Below are 16295 nucleotides of genomic sequence, written 5' to 3' on the forward strand. Positions count from 1 at the left end.
TCACTGAACGCAGATCAAATAGGTTGCCCATGACCGATTCGAACAACAAAGCAAGTTTGACTGCCGCTGCACCGCCCTCTGGAAATCTCAAACGCACCCTGACCAGTCGCCACCTGAACATGATCGCCATCGGTGGCTCGATCGGCACCGGGCTGTTCGTCTCCTCCGGCGCCACCATCGCCCAGTCCGGCCCCGGTGGCGCCTTGCTGTCCTTCGCGGTCATCGGCCTGATGGTCTACTTCCTGATGACCAGCCTCGGCGAACTGGCCGCCTGCATGCCGGTCAGCGGCTCGTTCTCCACCTATGCCTCGCGCTACGTCGACCAGAGCTTCGGCTTCGCCCTGGGCTGGAACTACTGGTACGCCTGGGCGGTGACCATTGCCGTGGACCTGGTGGCAGTGCAGATCATCATGACCTACTGGTTCCCGGACACCCCGGGGGTGATCTGGAGCGCCGCGTTCCTGGGCCTGCTGCTGGCACTGAACGTCGCCTCGGTACGGTTCTTCGGCGAGGCCGAGTTCTGGTTCGCCCTGATCAAGGTCGTGACCATCGTCGTCTTCATCGTCGTGGGCGTGCTGATGCTGCTGGGCATCCTCGAGGGCGGCCAGGACGGTGGCGCCCACCTCTGGCAACTTGGCGACGCACCGATCGCCGGCGGCCTGCCAGCACTCATCGGGGTGGCCATGATCGTCGGCTTCTCCTTCCAGGGCACCGAGTTCGTCGGCATCGCCGCAGGCGAGACGGAAAACCCCGGGCGCAACATCCCCAAGGCCGTACGCCAGATCTTCTGGCGCATCCTGCTGTTCTATGTGTTCACCATCATCGTGATCGGCTTGCTGATCCCTTATACCGATCCGCGTCTGCTCAAGGATGGCCTGTCGGACATCACCATCAGTCCGTTCACCCTGATCTTCACCAAGGCCGACATGCTCGCCGCCGCTGCCGTGATGAACGCGGTGATCCTGACCTCGGTACTGTCGGCGGGCAACTCGGGCATGTACGCCTCGTCGCGCATGCTCTACAGCCTGGCCCTGGAGGGCAAGGCGCCGGCCCTGTTCGCCAGGGTCACCCGCAGCGGCACGCCGATCTGGGCCTTGCTGGCCACCGCCGCGATCGCCGGCCTGTGCCTGCTGACCTTCCTGTTCAGCCCCGGCAAGATCTACCTGTGGCTGCTGAACACTTCCGGCATGCTCGGCTTCATTGCCTGGCTGGGCATTGCCGTCAGCCACTACCGCTTCCGCCGCGGCTACACCTTCCATGGCAACGACCTGGCGAAACTGCCCTACGTGTCGAAGTTCTTCCCGTTCGGCCCGCTGTTCGCCTTCGCCCTGTGCATGGTGGTCATGCTAGGGCAGAACTACCAGGCCTTCATCGGCGGGCAGATCGACTGGATCGGCGCCCTCGCCACCTACGTCGGCCTGGTGCTGTTCGTGGCGATGTGGCTGGGCCACAAGCTGATCACCGGATCACGGACGGTTCGCTACCGGGAGATGGACTTCTCCTTCATCGAAACGCGCAGGACCGAGCGCCAGCCGACGGCCAATTCGCCGAGCCCCGCCACCGCGAGCCAACTGCCCGCCTGAGAACCACCGCGGGCCGCCAGCGGCCCGCCCTTATTGCCCGGGATCATGATGACCAGCAATTTTCTCGACTCCTATTACGAAGCCAGCAACGACCGCATCCCCTACCCGACCCAACGCGGTCGCACCGATACCCACGTCTGCATCCTCGGCGGCGGCCTGGCTGGGCTGTCGACCGCGCTGGGGCTTGCCGAACGCGGAATCACCGACGTCACGCTGGTCGAGTCGCAACGGCTCGGCCATGGCGCCTCGGGACGTAACGGCGGATTCGTCTTCGGTGGCTACAGCCTGGGCAACGCCGACCTGCTGGCGACGCTGGGCGCAGACGAAGCACGTCGCCTCTACCGGCTGACCCTCGATGCCGTCGAGCTGATCCGCGAGCGCACCCGTCGCTACGCCATCGACTGCGACCTGGTAGACCAGGGCGTGATCCTCGCCAACTGGTTCAACGACCCTTCGCGCCTGGAACAACCACGCCAGTTGATGAAGCAGGCCTATGGCGTCGACTGGGAATACATCGCCCCCGGGGAGCTACGGGAGCAACTGAAGACCGAGCGCTATTACGGCGGCCTGCTGGAGCGCAACGCCTTCCACTTCCATCCGCTGAAATATGTCTGTGGCATTGCCCGCGCCGCGACTGCCGCCGGGGTAACGCTGTTCGAACGCTCACCGGTCACCCAGCTCGAGAAAAAGCCCGACGGCAGCTTCGTCGTGCGCACCGGCGAAGGCGAGATCCACGCCCAGCACGTGGTCTTCGCCGGTGGTGGCTATGCGCGAGGCGTGCATGCCCCGGTCGAGCGCGCCGTGCTGCCGATCGCCACCTACGTGGTCGCCACGCAGCCCCTGGGCGCCGGCCTGGCACAGGCCATCGCCTGCGAATCGGCGATCTACGACACACGCTTCGCCTTCGACTACTACCGCCCCCTGAAAGATACCCGGATCCTCTGGGGCGGACGGATTTCCATCCTCGACCGCAGCCCGCAAGCGATCGCCAAGCTGCTCAAGGCCGACCTGGCGAGCGTCTACCCACAGTTGGCCGATGCGCAAATCGACTACGCCTGGGGAGGCCTGATGAGTTATGGCCGCCATCAGATGGCCCAGATCGGCCAGGACGACCAGGGTATCTGGCACGCGGTGGGGTTCGGCGGGCACGGCATGGCGCCGACCACCGTGGCCGGCGAAGTGCTGGCCGACGCCATCGCCTGCCAGCGGCCGATTCCGGACGGATTCGCGCACTTTGGCCTGGACCGTACCTACGGCCTGGCCGGCCTGGTTGCCGCACAAGCCACCTATACGGCCTACCAGGCACGCGATGCGTTCGATGCCAGGCGCCTGAACCGCTGAGCAGCCCGCTGCGTGCACGGGGCGGACTCTCCACCGCCCCGGCCTCACTGCCCCAGCTGCCCCAGGTCGGCTGCCAGCTGCAATCGCGCGGTGTACCAGTCGACCACCGAACTGACCCGGCGCTGCTGCGCGGTGGCCAGGTCGTTCTGGGCGTTGAGCAATTCGATGATGCCCCCTACGCCAGCCTTGTAACGCCCCATCGCGACCCGGTGCGACTGGCTGGCGCTGTCCACCAGGCGGCGACTGATGGCCAACGCGCGGGTACGCGCATCCAGGGTCTGGCGGCTACGCCACACGCTCAGGGCAATGCTGCGTTCGGCCTGCTGCAGGTCCTGCTCGCGCGCTCCGGCCTCGTATTCGGCGGCGCGGGTTCGCCGCCGAGCCAGAAAGCCATCGAAGATCGGCACGCTCACCTGCACCCCCACGGTCCAGGTCTCGATCTGCTGGCGCGACGCGACCTGCTCGACGGGCGTGTCGTCATGCCGGTAGCTGCTGTAGAGGGAGACCGTCGGCCGCCCCTGGGCACGCTCGGCATCGGCCCGGGCCAGGCTCGAAGACCATTCGGCACGGGCTTTTTCCACCGAAGGGTGATTCAGCCGGGCCTGCGCCATCAGCGCATCGACGCTGGCACTGAACGCCGCCTCCTGCCCCTGCGGTTCATCCAGCGCCTCCAGGCGCAGCGGCAGCGACGGCGACAGGTGCAAGGCGCTGGCCAGGGCGCCCTGGGCGGCGGCCAGGTCGCCCTCGGCCAGCACCCGCTCGAGCTGGGCCTGCTCGAACGTCGTCTGCGCCTGCAGCCGATCGGCCTGCTCGCCCGCCCCGGCCTGGTGCTTGGCGGTGGTCACCTTGAGACTGTCGGCGGCCAACGCCTCGATGCTGCGCCGCGCCTCGAGCAGGGCAGTGTTGGCCTGGACCTGGTAGAACGCCTTGCTGGTGTCCAGCACCACCTGCTGGATCTGCTCGACCCGGCTGCTGCTGGCGGCGTTGAGCAGTTGCCGGGCACTTTCCACCCTGGCCTTGCGCAGACCGAAGTCGTACAGCACCCAGTTCAGGTTCAAGCCATAGCTGCTGGTGCGCGCATCGAGGCTCGAGTTGGCCTCGGGAAAACCGTCGTAGCGGGTCTTGCGATTGGCCCGGCCACTGCTGGCGGTGCCCTGCAAGGTCGGCCAATACGCCGAACGTTCGGCCTCCATGCTCGCCTGGCTGCTCAGTTGCGTCCGCCAGGCCGCCTCGATCTGCGGATCGGCGCACAGTGCCATGGCCACTGCCCGAGACAAGCCCAGCGCCTCCCCCGGACGCAACGGCCCCGGGCAGGCTTCGATATCCGTCGCCGCCAGGACTGGCAGGCCAACCAGCACCAACACCCCGAGCAGCCAGCGCCCAGTGCTCATGGCGCCGGGTCCGGCCGCGGCCCGTCGAAGGCCACCCGGCCGTTGGCCAGGGCCAGTACACGCTGGGCCGAGCGAATGGTGTCCGGCCGGTGGGCGACGATCACCCGCGTGATGTTCAGCGCCTGCAGCGCCTGGTTGACCGCGGCCTCGCGCTGGATATCCAGGTGACTGGTGGCCTCGTCGAGAAACAGCAGCCGCGGCCGCCGGTACAGCGCCCGGGCCAGCAGGACACGCTGCTTCTGCCCGCCCGACAGCACCGTGCCCATATCGCCGACCAGGGTGTTGTAGGCCATCGGCATGCGCAGAACATCCTCGTGCACCGCGGCCAGCCGGGCGCACTGCTCGATCCAGGCCTGGTCGGCGTCAGCTGCGAAGAAACAGATGTTGTCGCCGATCGAACCGGCGAACAGCACATCGTCCTGCAGCACCGTGGCGCTCAGGCGCCGCAGGCGGTCGACGTTGCCGGCATCGATCGGCTCGCCATCGAGCAGCACCTGGCCTTCGACCGGCGGCAGGATGCCGAGCATGACATTGAGCAGCGTGGTCTTGCCGCAACCCGACGGCCCGACGATGGCCAGCGACTCGCCCGGCTCGATCACCAGCGACACGCCGTCGAGCACCCAGGGCTCGTGGTCGGAGTAGCGAAAACGCAACTGGCGCACCTCGAGCCGCGGCACCGGCACGTCTGCCGCCACCTCGAGCGGTGCCACCGTCGACCTGGGCTCGGCGCTGTGCAGCACGATATCGGCCAAGCGCTCGCCGTGCAGGCGCAGCATCAGCACATCGACCAACTTGTCGATCAGGCTCGCCACCCGGTTATTGAACTGGTCCTTGTAGGCATTGAACGCGATCAGCATGCCGGCACTGAACGCCCCCTCGATCACCTGCCGCGCACCCAGCCAGATCACCAGCAGCGTCACCGTGCCGAACAGCAGGCCATTGAAGGCGCGGTACAGCAGTTGCAGCTTCTGCGGCCGCAGCCCGGCGTTGATCTCGTCCACCAGCAACCCGCTCCACACCGTGGCGCGCTGTTCCTGATGGGCGAACAGCTTGAGCGTGCGCACCCCGCGCATGCTCTCCAGGAAATAGCTCTGCTGGCGGGCCGCCCGCACCAGCTCTTCCTCGCTGGCCCGGCGCAGCGGACCGAACCAGGCCCAGCGCGCGAGGGCATAGATCAGCATGGCAGCCACCGCGATCAACGCCAGTGGCGGGCTGTAGAGGAACATCAGGGCCAAGGTCACCACGGTCATCGCGCCATCGAGCAGCGCCTCGATGAACGAGGTGGTCAGGGTCCGCTGGATCGACTTGAGCGAACCGAAGCGCGAGATGATGTCGCCCAGGTGGCGCCGCTCGAAGTAGGCCACCGGCAAGCGCACCAGATGGCTGAAGACGTTGATCTGCCACTGGGTGCCCAGCAACGTGCCGAGGTACATCAAGGCCCAGGAGCGGGCCAGCGACAACGCCTGCTGGGCCAGCAGCAGCAGGCCGAAACCAAGCGCCAGTACCGCCAGCAGGTCGAGGTCGGCACTGACCAGCACCTTGTCGATCACCGTCTGCAGGAAGAATGGCGTGAGGATCATGCACAGTTCCAGCGCCGCGCCCAGCGCCAGCACATGCCCCAGCACGCCACCGAAGCCCTGCACCCGCCCCAGCAGCCGGCGCAGCGGCAAAGGCGTCTTCACCTCGCCGGGCTGGAAGTCACCCTCCGGCCACAGTTCCAGGGCCACGCCAGTGAAGGCGTCGGAGACCTCCTGGCGGGTCAGCCGACACAGCCCCCGGGCCGGGTCGTGCAGGGTCACCCAGCGCGGGCCGACTTCCTTGAGCACCACGAAATGGTTGAAATTCCAGTGCAGGATGCACGGCAGCTTGAGCTGGTCGAGGGCCTCGAGCTCCAGGCGCAGGGGCCGGCTGGCCAGTCCCAGCTGGGCCGCCATGGCCATCAGTTGCTTGAGCGTGGCGCCCTTCATCGACGGCGACAGCTTCTGGCGCAGCGACTGCAGGTCGTGGACCTGGCCATGGTAGGCGGCAATCATCGCCAGGCAGGCCTGGCCGCATTCGGCCGCCTCGACCTGGAGGATCACAGGCAGCTTGCGGCCAACGCCGAAGCTCAGGGATTGGGCAATGCTCACAGTCGTTTTCCTATGCCGCGCAGCGGTTCGAGCAGCCATTCGTAGAGCGGCAGGTTCTCCAGCATGATGTCGGCGTCCAGCTGCATGCCCGAACGCAGGCGCTCCTCGCGCCCACGGGCGAACAGGCTCTGCCGCTCGAGGCTGACCCGAACCCGGTACAACGGCCCCTGCTCGCGCAGCGCCTCGGAGGCCGCGCCCACGGTCATGATCTCGTCGGCCGGCAAGGCGCTGCGCGACACCGAGGCCACGGTGCCGCGGGCCAGGCCGAAGTGCTGGTAGGGATAGGCCTGGTAGCGCAGCATCACCGCGTGCCCGGGGCGCACGAAGCCCGCCGAGCGGCTGGGCACATAGAGTTCGGCGTAGAGTTGGCTGTCCTGGGGCACCAGGCTGAACAGCGGGCGGCTGACATCGGCACGGGCGCCATTGACCACACCGATGGCCGTCACTTCCCCGCTGGCCGGTGCAGTGATCACCACCTGGCGCTTGACCTCGCTCTCCAGCAGGCTGCTCTGGCTCTCCAGCAGGCGCCGCTCAAGGTCAGCCAACTGCTTGGTCTGGTTGAACGGCAGCTCGGCCAGCTCCGCCCGCAATGCCGCGCTGTCGTTGCGTAACGACAGCAGCGAACGGTTCAACTCCTCGGCCCGTAGTCGGACCTCCAGCACCGCATCCTGCTTGGCCTGGAGCAAGTCGCGAGACACGAAGTCCTGGCGCTGCAGCTCGGCGTAACGCTCGGCGATGCCTTGGGCCAGGGCCAGGCGCTGGGTGTTGAGGGCGATCTGCGCGCTGACCTTGTCCTGCTCGCCGAGCAGCATCGCCAGGCGCCGCTGCTTGCCGTCACGCTCCTGCTGGTGGAGCACGCGGGTCTCGGCGATCTCGTCGGCCAGGCTGTTGTTGCGTCGCTGGATCAGCCGACTGATGGCCACCTGGTTGGCAGCAGCATCGCCGTTGTGGGTGTCGCTGACCAGGGTCAGCAGCGCCGCCCCGGCCTCGACCTGTTGCCCTTCGCTGACCGCCAGGTCCTGAACCACGCCCACCTGGGGCGCGAACACCTTGACCAACCCGCCTTCGGGCACCAGCACGCCGGTGACCGCCTCGCGCCGGGTGTAGCTGGCCAGGCTGAGAAACAGGCCAAGCGCCACACAGAACAGCACCGCGCCGGCGCCGGCCAGGCGCAAGGAGGGCGGCGAGACCAGCACCACACTGCCCAGTTCCTTGTCCCTGCCTGCCTGCAGCGCTTCCTTTCGAAATAGCATTCCCTGACCACGATCCCGGCAAATTCCAAATTCGCCCCCGCGCCACGACAGGCGCATGGGGCACTGCCAGCCTAAACAGGCGTGCCTTGCTCGACACTAGTACAGGTGGGCTATTGCGCAAGGCCGTCCCAGATGGGCCTGAGAGACAAGGACAGTGGCACCGCGACATTAGGTCACCCGTTCTATTGCCGGGCCGAAGAGGGCAAGGGAGAGTATTTCGCCATGTCCTGGGCACAGGACGTATCTCGGATGGAACACCTTCAACGAGCAAGAGGAAGCCCATGATGAACAGCGAACAACACACCCTTCGCACCCTCAGCAGCGACGAACTGGAACAGGTCAGCGGCGGCTGGTCGGTCGAAGCCTTTGGCTACCACGTCGGCGCCGACGTAGTGAACTATGGCCAGGGCGACATCCTGCACGTCAGCTGGGGCTCGGGCAGCGACTACAACTTCAAGGAGTTCCAGCTGTGCGCGCAGTGATCGCCCACGGCCAGGAAATCTGAACCACAGGCCCGTCCCAGGGAGTCAGGGGCTCTGGATCGGGTTTCTGGCGCAAACGCAAAAGCCCGCTTCCGGTCACGGAGGCGGGCTTTTTCGTACAGCATCCGGCCAAGCGTGAGGATACGAAGCGGACAGTCCATTCGCATGACCGCACAGAAGCTGTTGCCCGAGAATCGCACTCCAGTCGGGAGAGCACTTGTGCCGGGCCCGCCGGGCCTTCATATTGCCGTGCGGCACCTCACCAACGCGTCGAACACCATCTGTTCCACTCACGGTGTCGGAGCATTCCGTTTTCACCCCTCTGGCGAATACCTGAAATGACTGATATCCCGCTGCTCCTTGCCTTTGTTGCCGCCGCCTCGGTGCTTGCCATAACCCCGGGAGTCGACACGGCAATGGTGCTCAGGGCCGCGACGGTAGAAGGTCGGCGCATTGCGCTCATGGCAGCCGTAGGGATCACGCTCGGCTGCCTTGCCTGGGGAGCGGCGGTCTCGCTTGGGCTTGGCGCGGTTCTGCAGCGCTCCGAGCTCGCCTATACCCTCTTGAAGTCTGCCGGCGCGGCGTACCTGGTGTGGATGGGCGCCAAGCTGCTGCTCAGGCCTCGACAGTCACTCCAGGCCCAAGGCGATGGCACAGTCGCAGCCTCTGCCGGGGCCGCATTCCTGCGTGGTTTCCTGACCAACCTGCTGAACCCGAAGGTCGGGATTTTCTACGTTACCTTCCTGCCTCAGTTCATACCTGCCGGCGTCGCGCTGTCTGCGTACTCGTTCGTCCTGGCGTCGATTCACGTATTGTTGACGCTCGCATGGTTTGGCCTGCTGATCGCCGCAACGATGCCCTTGAAGAAATTCCTGAGCCGCGCCTCGGTGATGACCAGGTTGGACAGGATCACGGGCGGCATCTTTATCGGATTCGGCTTGAAGATCGCCGTATCGTCTACCCGCTAGCGAACCTCAGGATCAATGCAAGGCAGGAGGATCACCCGGTTCGCCCTGGGCCGGACTTTCCAGCGTAAACTCCAGCACAAACGAAAAAGCCCGCTTCCGTTGCCGGAAGCGGGCTTTTTCTTACTGCACATGGTGGGTCGTGTAGGATTCGAACCTACGACCAATTGGTTAAAAGCCAACTGCTCTACCAACTGAGCTAACGACCCGTTGGATGGCGCGTATATTACTGATTTCTCAGAGGAAATCAACACCCCATCGCAATTTTTTCAAAAATATCGGGTTGGGTCCGCGACACCGGCAGCCTTGAAGCCATCCGCACGCAGGCGGCAGCTATCGCACTTGCCGCAGGCTCGGCCTTGGTCATCGGCCTGGTAGCAGGAAACCGTCAGGCTGTAGTCCACGCCACGAGCCATGCCCGCCTGGACGATCTGCGCCTTGCTCAAGTTCTGCAGCGGCGCCTGGATACGGAAGCCCTGCCCTTCGACACCGGCCTTGGTGGCCAGGTTGGCCATGCGCTCGAACGCCTCGACGAACTCCGGGCGGCAGTCCGGATAGCCAGAGTAATCCACGGCATTGACGCCAATGAAAATGTCTCGGGCCTCAAGCACCTCTGCCCAGCCGAGGGCCAGGGACAGGAACACGGTGTTGCGTGCCGGCACATAGGTCACCGGAATCCCTTCGCTCGGGGCTTGCGGCACATCGATGCTGCTGTCGGTCAATGCCGAGCCGCCGATACCGTCCAGGTTCAGACCGATCACCTTGTGCTCGACCGCTCCCAGGTCACGGGCCACCTGCGCCGCGGCATTGAGTTCGGCGCGATGACGCTGGCCGTAGTCGAAGCTCATAGTGTAGCAGGCATAGCCTTCGGCCTTGGCCATGGCCACCACGGTGGCCGAGTCCAGGCCTCCGGAAAGCAGGATTACCGCGCGTTTTTCAGTCATGTCTTTCTTCCTCAACGTCCAGGCTCGTCGTTCCACAGCAGCTTGTGCAACTGCAACTGCAGGCGTACGGGCAGATTGTCGGCAACGATCCAGTCGGCCAGCGCGGTGGCGCTGACCTGATGATGGCTTGGCGAGAACAGCACTTCGCCGGCCCGCTCGGCCAGGTTGTACTGGATCAGCTTGGAAACGGCCCAATCGTAGTCTTCACGAGAACAGATGACGAACTTGACCTGGTCGTTATGGGTCAGCAGGTCGATGTTCTCGTAGCGATTACGGTGTGTTTCCTCCGACCCTGGGGTCTTGAGGTCAAGCACCCGGCTGACCCGGGTGTCGGTGCCGGCGATGTCCAGAGCGCCGCTGGTTTCCAGCGAAACCTCATAGCCGGCATCGCACAGGCGCTGCAGCAACGGCAAGGCATTGGGCTGGGCCAGCGGTTCGCCGCCGGTGACGCAGACGTAGCGCGGCTTGAAGCCGGCCACCTGCTCGAGAATCGAGTCGAGGGTGCGCACGGTACCGCCGCTGAAGGCATAGGCACTGTCGCAGTACTGGCAGCGCAGAGGGCAACCGGTCAGGCGCACGAATACCGTGGGCAGCCCGGCCGTTCGCGTTTCACCCTGCAAGGAGTAAAACACTTCGGTGATGCGTAATGTGTCTTGCATGATCGCCACGGGCGTGACAGCTGAACAGGCTGCCCGCCTCCGTCAGGCACTGTCGCGGACTCGACATAGCGTTATCCGCAGCAGCGTGTTTACGAAAAAAGGGCGGTGATTCTAACGAAAAAACCCGCGACAGGCGCGGGTTTCTTTCGAACGGTACGGCTTAGAGCTTCTGCAGGTCGCGTTGCGCCAGTTGTGCGGCAGACGTGCCGGGGTACTGGGTGATGACCTGCTGCAGGATGCCTTTGACCTTGTCGGTGTGGCCCTGGCGACGCTCGACGTCTGCCAGCTTGTACAGCGAGTCAGGCACTTTGCTGTGCTGCGGATACAGCTGGCTGACCTTGGCGAAGGCCTGGGCAGCGCCCTGCAGATCGCCTTTGGCGAGATTGACTTCGCCGAGCCAGTACTGGGCATTGCCGGCGTACTGGCTGTTGGGGTACTTGCGCAGGAAGGCGTTGAAGGCCTGGCTGGCCTTGTCGAAGTCCTTCTGCTTGATCAGGTCGAAAGCGGCATCGTAATACAGCTTCTCTTTCGCCGGATCACCCGGCTCGCTGCTGGCGGCCGGTTGCTGCGCGGCGCTGGCGCCGGCGGCGGCACCCGTGGCTGCGTTGCTCGCGCCACCGATGGAGGAATTGTCGGGAGTCGCGGCAGGCGCGGTACCACTGCCGATGCGGCGGTCCAGGTCCTGATAGCGCTCGAGGTTTTCCTGCTTCATGCGCGACACATCGTTCTGCAACTCTTCGATGATGCCTTGCTGGCGGGAAAGCTGGTCCTGCATCTGCTGCAGCTGCATGAACAGCTGGCCATTTGCAGAAGCAGGGGCCGAAGCCCCTGCTCCGGCATAGGCGCCGCTCGTGCCATAACCCGCCGGTGGATAACCACCGGCGTTGTCATCTACTACGGGAACCGCAGCCCACGCCGAAAGGGGCAGGCTGAGTGCGAGGACGGTTACAACACGACGGCACATACGCATAAGAACTTACTTACGCAGTTCTACGCGACGGTTCTGAGCCCAGGACTGCTCGTCGTGGCCAGTAGCGATCGGACGCTCTTCACCGTAGGAAACCAGTTCCAGCTGAGCAGGGGAAACACCCTGCAGGACCAGGTAACGCTGAACGGCCTTGGCACGACGCTCGCCCAGAGCCATGTTGTACTCGCGGGTGCCGCGCTCGTCGGTGTTGCCTTCCAGAACAACGCGGTTGCCGTTGGCTTTCAGGTCCTTGGCGTGAACGTCCAGGGCGCGCATGGCTTCTGGCTTCAGATCCGAGCTGTCGTATTCGAAGTAGAAGGTGGTGATTGCGCGCAGGGCAGCTTCTTCGCTCAGGGAGCCGTCGACAGCGCCAGTGTTGGCACCGTAGCCAGCGTTCGGGTCAACAGCGCCTTCACCAGCGTTGTCACCGCCCTTCGAGGAGCAACCTACAGCTACGGCCATGGCCAGAGCCAGCGCAGCGAATTTACCAAACTTCAGCATTTCCATCGTGAAACTCCTAATGAAACCCCAGTGTGTTAAGCAAAAGTATTACGCCGCAATCAGTTCAGGTAGGGGGACCAGGACGGTTCTCTGACTTCGCCTTGAGCGGTAGGAAGTGGGAGCCTCACACGGCCGTTAAGCGACACGAGCATCAAGACTCCCCGGCCCTGCTGGCGGGTGGCGTAGATTAGCATGGTGCCGTTTGGCGCAACAGTGGGAGACTCATCAAGACTGGTCTCGGTGAGAATCTTTACACTTCCGCGCTGCAGATCCTGGGCAGCCACCTTGAAGTTGGTGAAGCCCTGCTGGCGATGAATCATCACCAGGGTTTTTTCATCTGCCGACAGTTTCGGGTTGGCGTTGTAGTTACCGACGAAGGTCACACGCTCGGCACCACCACCACTGACCGACTGCTTGTAGATCTGCGGCTTGCCGCCACGGTCGGAGGTGAAGTACAGGGTGTTGCCATCCTTGCCCCAGAACGGCTCGGTATTGATGCCTGGGCCCGCGGTGACACGGGTGATCTGGCGCGAGGCCACGTTCATGACGTAGATGTCCGGGTTGCCGTCCTTCGACAGCACGAACGCCAGGCGATTGCCATCGGGCGACCAGGCCGGCGCGCCGTTCAGGCCCTCGAAGTTGGTGATCTGCTCGCGGCGACCGGTATCGATGTGCTGGATGAAGATGCGCGGACGCTTCTGCTCGAACGAGACATAGGCGATGCGCTTGCCGTCCGGTGCGAAACGCGGCGAGAGGATCGGCTCGCGCGATTGCAGCAGGGTCACCGCACGGGCGCCGTCGTAGTCCGAACGCTGCAGGGTGTAGCGGGTGTTGTTGGTCGAGAAACGTTCGGCGGTCACGTACAGCATGCGGGTGGAGAACGCACCCTTGATGCCGGTGAGCTTCTCGAACGACTGGTCGGCAATGTAGTGAGCCATGTCGCGCAGTTGGTCGACACCGCCAGCGACGCTGCCGGTCAGCACTTGCTGCTCGGTGGCGACGTTGAACAGTGCGTACTGCACCTGCAGGCGGCCACCGGACGGCACGATGCTGCCGACCATGACGTACTGCGCCCCCAGGGCCTTCCAGTCACGGAAGATCACTTCGCTGGCCTGGGTTGGCAGGCTGATCATGTTCTGCCGCGGAATCGGCGAGTAGTAGCCGGAGTTGCGCAGGTCGTTGCCGATGATGTCGGCCATGTCTTCCGGCAGCACGCTGCCGCCCTGCAGACCGAACGGTACTACCGCGATAGGGGTTGCCCGGTCGCTGCCGCTGGTGACCAGGATGTTCTTTTCCTCTGCCATGGCCATGCCTGCCACGCAGCAGAGCAAGACCAGGAGTCCTCTCAGACGTTTAATCACAACGCTAGATCCTCAGGTGTAAATGTCATCTTGAATGAACGATACGGATTGAACTCGTTCGGCTTCAAGCCCTGCATCTCGGTCAACCGACCAATGTTCTTCACTGCGGCCACGGCCGAGCTGTCGAACGGGCCATCGCCGCTGGACTTGGCCACACTTACGTTAGTGATGGTGCCGTCCGGCAACATGTTGATCTGCAGAACTACCGTCATGCCTTTGCGCGCAGATGGCGGACGTGCCCAGCCCTCGGCCGCGCGCATGCGAATCAGGTCGTCGAAGTCGCCGGCCACCTGGTCACCCTGCTCGTCAGCCAGCGCCTGCTGCCGCTCGGTGGTGTCGGACAACAGCTCGGCCAATGCCTGCGCCTTCTTGTCCTCTGCCGACTTGCGGGCCGCTTCCTGTGCCTTTTTCTTCTGGGCATCTGCCGCGGCCTTTTTCTTGGCCTCTTCAGCTGCCTTCTTCTTCGCATCCTCGGCCGCCGCTTTCTTCTTGGCGTCCTCGGCTGCTTTCTTCTTCGCGTCTTCGGCGGCCTTCTTCTTCGCCTCTTCCGCAGCTTGTTTCTTGGCTTCTTCCTCGGCCTTTTTCTTGGCCTCTTCCTCAGCCTTTTTCTTGGCGATGTCGGCCTGCTGTTTCTCGGCGGCCTTCTTCGCTTCTTCGGCTTTCTTGGCCTCGGCAGCTTTCTTCTGCTCGACGGCCTTGGCAGCTTCCTCGGCCTTCTTCGCTTCGGCGGCCTCGCGGGCCTCCTCGGCCTTTTGAGCGGCGTCGGCTTTCTTTTGTTCCGCGGCCTTCACGGCCTCCTGCTCGACCTTCTTCTGCTCCATCTGCTCGACTTCGGTCTGGCGTGCCGCAGTCTTCTTGGCCTCCCCGGCAATCTTCTGATTGGTCTGGGTCGTCGCCTGACTCTTGGACTTGAGCTGATAAAGCGTAGCCTGAACGATGGGTTTGGAAGGCGGCAATTCGGGCGTCATGGCAAAACTGACGAACAGCATGCCGAATACCAGCACGTGCAGGGCGATGGCCCAGACACTGGGCCAGAAGTAGCTTTCCGAGGCGGATGGCTCTCGCTGTTGCATCAGGGCGCCTCGGTTATCAGGCCAACGTTTCCGACACCCGCCTTCTGCAACCCGCCCATGGCGCCCATGACCGCGCCGTAGTCGACGGCCTTGTCGCCACGGATGAAGACCTGGGTCTGCTTGCCCTGGTCACGGCCGGCGGCAATGATCTTGGTCACCGCACCGGTCATTTCCGGCAGGGTCATGGCCTTGTCCATCTGCTTGTCGGTGTCGACTTCGCTGCCAAGGTTCCAGTAGTAGGTCTTGTCGGCCTTGATCGAGATGGTGAGGATCTGGACATTGTTGTCCTGCGGCAGGGCTTCGCTGGAAACCTTGGGCAGGTCCACCTTCACGCCCTGGTTGAGCATGGGGGCGGTCACCATGAAGATGACCAGCAGCACCAGCATCACGTCGATGTAGGGCACCACGTTCATCTCGGCGACCGGCTTGCGTTTGTGGCGAACTCGGGCCATGGGTTTCTACCTGATCACTCTTCGCTGGTGTGTACTTTGCGGTGCAGGATCGCCTGGAACTCGTCGGCGAACGTGTAGTAACGGCCGATCAGCGTTTCGCTGCGCGCGGAGAAGCGGTTGTAGGCGATGACCGCCGGAATCGCGGCGAACAGGCCGATCGCGGTGGCGACCAGCGCCTCGGCGATACCCGGGGCAACGGTGGCCAGGGTCGCCTGCTGGGCGCTGGCCAGGCCGCGGAAGGAGTTCATGATGCCCCAGACGGTACCGAACAGGCCGATGTACGGGCTGGTCGAACCGACGGTGGCCAGGAACGGCAGGCTCTGCTCGAGCTTCTCTTCCTCGCGGGAGATTGCCACGCGCATGGCCCGGCCCACGCCTTCCATCACCGCATCCGGATCGACGCCCGGCTGCTGGCGCAGGCGCGAGAACTCCTTGAAGCCGGCACGGAACACCTGCTCGACACCCGAATCAGGATCCGGGTTGCTGCCAGCCTGGCGATACAGCTTGGACAGGTCGATACCCGACCAGAAACGCTCCTCGAACGCATCCAGGGCACGACGCCCGGCACGCAGCATGGTGCTGCGCTGGAAGATCATGATCCAGGAGGTCACCGAAGCGGCCACCAGGGTGAGCATGACCAGTTGAACCACCACACTGGCATTGGCGACCAGGCTCCACATGGAGGTATGGTCGACGACGTTTGCTTCCACGCTTATTCTCCTGCGTTGGATTGAGTACCCGTGCCATCCGCCAGGAAGGCGTCGCGCAGCGCTGGGGGAATGGCCCGGGGTTTGAAAGTGTCGGCACGCACGGCGGCCACCAGGAACTGCCCCTCGCAGAGCAGCGTTGCATCTTTGTCTCGCCACACCTGCTGCACGAAGCGCAGGCTGGCACGATTCAATTCAAGCACTTGCGCGGTTACCCGCAACTCGTCGTCCAGCCGCGCCGGCGCGTGGTAGCGCGCTTCGCTGGAATGGACCACGAAAAGAAGATCGTCACCGGCCAGTTGCGCCTGGGAGAACCCCAGGTGGCGCAAGCGCTCGGTACGCGCACGCTCCATGAACTTGAGGTAGTTGACGTAGTACACCACGCCCCCCGCGTCAGTATCTTCGTAATAGACACGACAGCGGTGCGAGAACGGTTCCAGCCCATTTTGCGCGCGCATACTCTAGTGCTTACTCCTGAACTTGCCAA

General features: G+C 64.2%; 16 protein-coding genes and 1 tRNA gene. 4 read left to right on the forward strand and 13 right to left on the reverse strand.

Annotated features, from left to right (window positions below):
* Positions 1–29 precede the first annotated feature (29 nt).
* Together F3J43_RS03515 and F3J43_RS03520 are read left to right on the forward strand one after the other, a co-directional pair.
* Positions 30–1583 (forward strand): amino acid permease, encoded by a 1554-nt coding sequence (locus F3J43_RS03515; protein WP_166883433.1) that lies wholly within the window; start codon positions 30–32, stop codon positions 1581–1583.
* Between the two features lie 48 nt (positions 1584–1631).
* A complete protein-coding gene (locus tag F3J43_RS03520) occupies positions 1632–2924 on the forward strand; it encodes an NAD(P)/FAD-dependent oxidoreductase (RefSeq protein ID WP_166883434.1) in 1293 nt (430 codons plus the stop codon).
* A 44-nt stretch (positions 2925–2968) separates the two neighbouring features.
* Here the strand turns inward: F3J43_RS03520 and F3J43_RS03525 are convergent, their stop codons facing one another.
* The 3 genes from F3J43_RS03525 to F3J43_RS03535 are packed head-to-tail and all read right to left on the reverse strand — an operon-like array spanning position 2969 to position 7697.
* A complete protein-coding gene (locus F3J43_RS03525; protein WP_166883435.1) occupies positions 2969–4315 on the reverse strand; it encodes a TolC family protein in 1347 nt (448 codons plus the stop codon).
* Complete coding sequence (locus tag F3J43_RS03530; protein ID WP_166883436.1) at positions 4312–6444, reverse strand: peptidase domain-containing ABC transporter; 2133 nt, start codon at positions 6442–6444, stop codon at positions 4312–4314. Before F3J43_RS03530 ends, F3J43_RS03525 begins: the two co-directional genes overlap by 4 nt.
* Complete coding sequence (locus F3J43_RS03535) at positions 6441–7697, reverse strand: HlyD family secretion protein (protein WP_166883437.1); 1257 nt, start codon at positions 7695–7697, stop codon at positions 6441–6443. Before F3J43_RS03535 ends, F3J43_RS03530 begins: the two co-directional genes overlap by 4 nt.
* 284 nt (positions 7698–7981) lie before the next feature.
* Between F3J43_RS03535 and F3J43_RS03540 the strand changes: the two genes are divergently transcribed.
* The gene (locus tag F3J43_RS03540; protein ID WP_166883438.1) at positions 7982–8179 is read left to right on the forward strand and encodes a hypothetical protein; all 198 of its coding nucleotides are present in this window, start codon (positions 7982–7984) and stop codon (positions 8177–8179) included.
* A gap of 338 nt (positions 8180–8517) precedes the next feature.
* On the forward strand, positions 8518–9147 hold the full coding sequence (locus F3J43_RS03545) for a LysE family translocator (protein ID WP_166883439.1): 630 nt from the start codon (positions 8518–8520) through the stop codon (positions 9145–9147).
* Positions 9148–9277: 130 nt separating this feature from the next.
* Here the strand turns inward: F3J43_RS03545 and F3J43_RS03550 are convergent.
* The 10 genes from F3J43_RS03550 to ybgC all read right to left on the reverse strand — a co-directional run bounded on the left by F3J43_RS03550 (position 9278) and on the right by ybgC (position 16266).
* A tRNA-Lys gene (locus F3J43_RS03550) sits at positions 9278–9353 on the reverse strand.
* Positions 9354–9413: 60 nt separating this feature from the next.
* Positions 9414–10088 (reverse strand): 7-cyano-7-deazaguanine synthase QueC, encoded by a 675-nt coding sequence (gene queC / locus F3J43_RS03555; RefSeq protein WP_166883440.1) that lies wholly within the window; start codon positions 10086–10088, stop codon positions 9414–9416.
* 11 nt (positions 10089–10099) lie between these two features.
* A complete protein-coding gene (queE, locus tag F3J43_RS03560; RefSeq protein ID WP_166883441.1) occupies positions 10100–10747 on the reverse strand; it encodes a 7-carboxy-7-deazaguanine synthase QueE in 648 nt (215 codons plus the stop codon).
* A 160-nt stretch (positions 10748–10907) separates the two neighbouring features.
* A complete protein-coding gene (gene ybgF, locus F3J43_RS03565; RefSeq protein WP_166883442.1) occupies positions 10908–11717 on the reverse strand; it encodes a tol-pal system protein YbgF in 810 nt (269 codons plus the stop codon).
* A gap of 6 nt (positions 11718–11723) precedes the next feature.
* Positions 11724–12221 (reverse strand): peptidoglycan-associated lipoprotein Pal, encoded by a 498-nt coding sequence (gene pal, locus F3J43_RS03570; RefSeq protein WP_166883443.1) that lies wholly within the window; start codon positions 12219–12221, stop codon positions 11724–11726.
* A gap of 53 nt (positions 12222–12274) precedes the next feature.
* Positions 12275–13519: a Tol-Pal system beta propeller repeat protein TolB gene (gene tolB, locus F3J43_RS03575; RefSeq protein WP_286184326.1), complete on the reverse strand. Its 1245-nt coding sequence runs from the start codon at positions 13517–13519 to the stop codon at positions 12275–12277.
* A 53-nt stretch (positions 13520–13572) separates the two neighbouring features.
* Positions 13573–14649 carry a cell envelope integrity protein TolA gene (tolA, locus tag F3J43_RS03580; protein ID WP_166883445.1) on the reverse strand — a complete coding sequence of 359 codons (1077 nt, stop codon included), beginning with the start codon at positions 14647–14649 and terminating at the stop codon, positions 13573–13575.
* Positions 14649–15101 carry a protein TolR gene (gene tolR / locus F3J43_RS03585; protein WP_039603824.1) on the reverse strand — a complete coding sequence of 151 codons (453 nt, stop codon included), beginning with the start codon at positions 15099–15101 and terminating at the stop codon, positions 14649–14651. Before tolR ends, tolA begins: the two co-directional genes overlap by 1 nt.
* Before the next feature lie 14 nt (positions 15102–15115).
* On the reverse strand, positions 15116–15781 hold the full coding sequence (gene tolQ / locus F3J43_RS03590) for a protein TolQ (RefSeq protein ID WP_205297626.1): 666 nt from the start codon (positions 15779–15781) through the stop codon (positions 15116–15118).
* A gap of 32 nt (positions 15782–15813) precedes the next feature.
* Entirely contained in the window at positions 15814–16266 is a 453-nt protein-coding gene (gene ybgC / locus F3J43_RS03595; protein ID WP_166883447.1) for a tol-pal system-associated acyl-CoA thioesterase, read from the reverse strand.
* Positions 16267–16295 lie beyond the last annotated feature (29 nt).

This window comes from Pantoea sp. Cy-639 (assembly GCF_011752525.1).
Lineage (GTDB): Bacteria > Pseudomonadota > Gammaproteobacteria > Pseudomonadales > Pseudomonadaceae > Aquipseudomonas.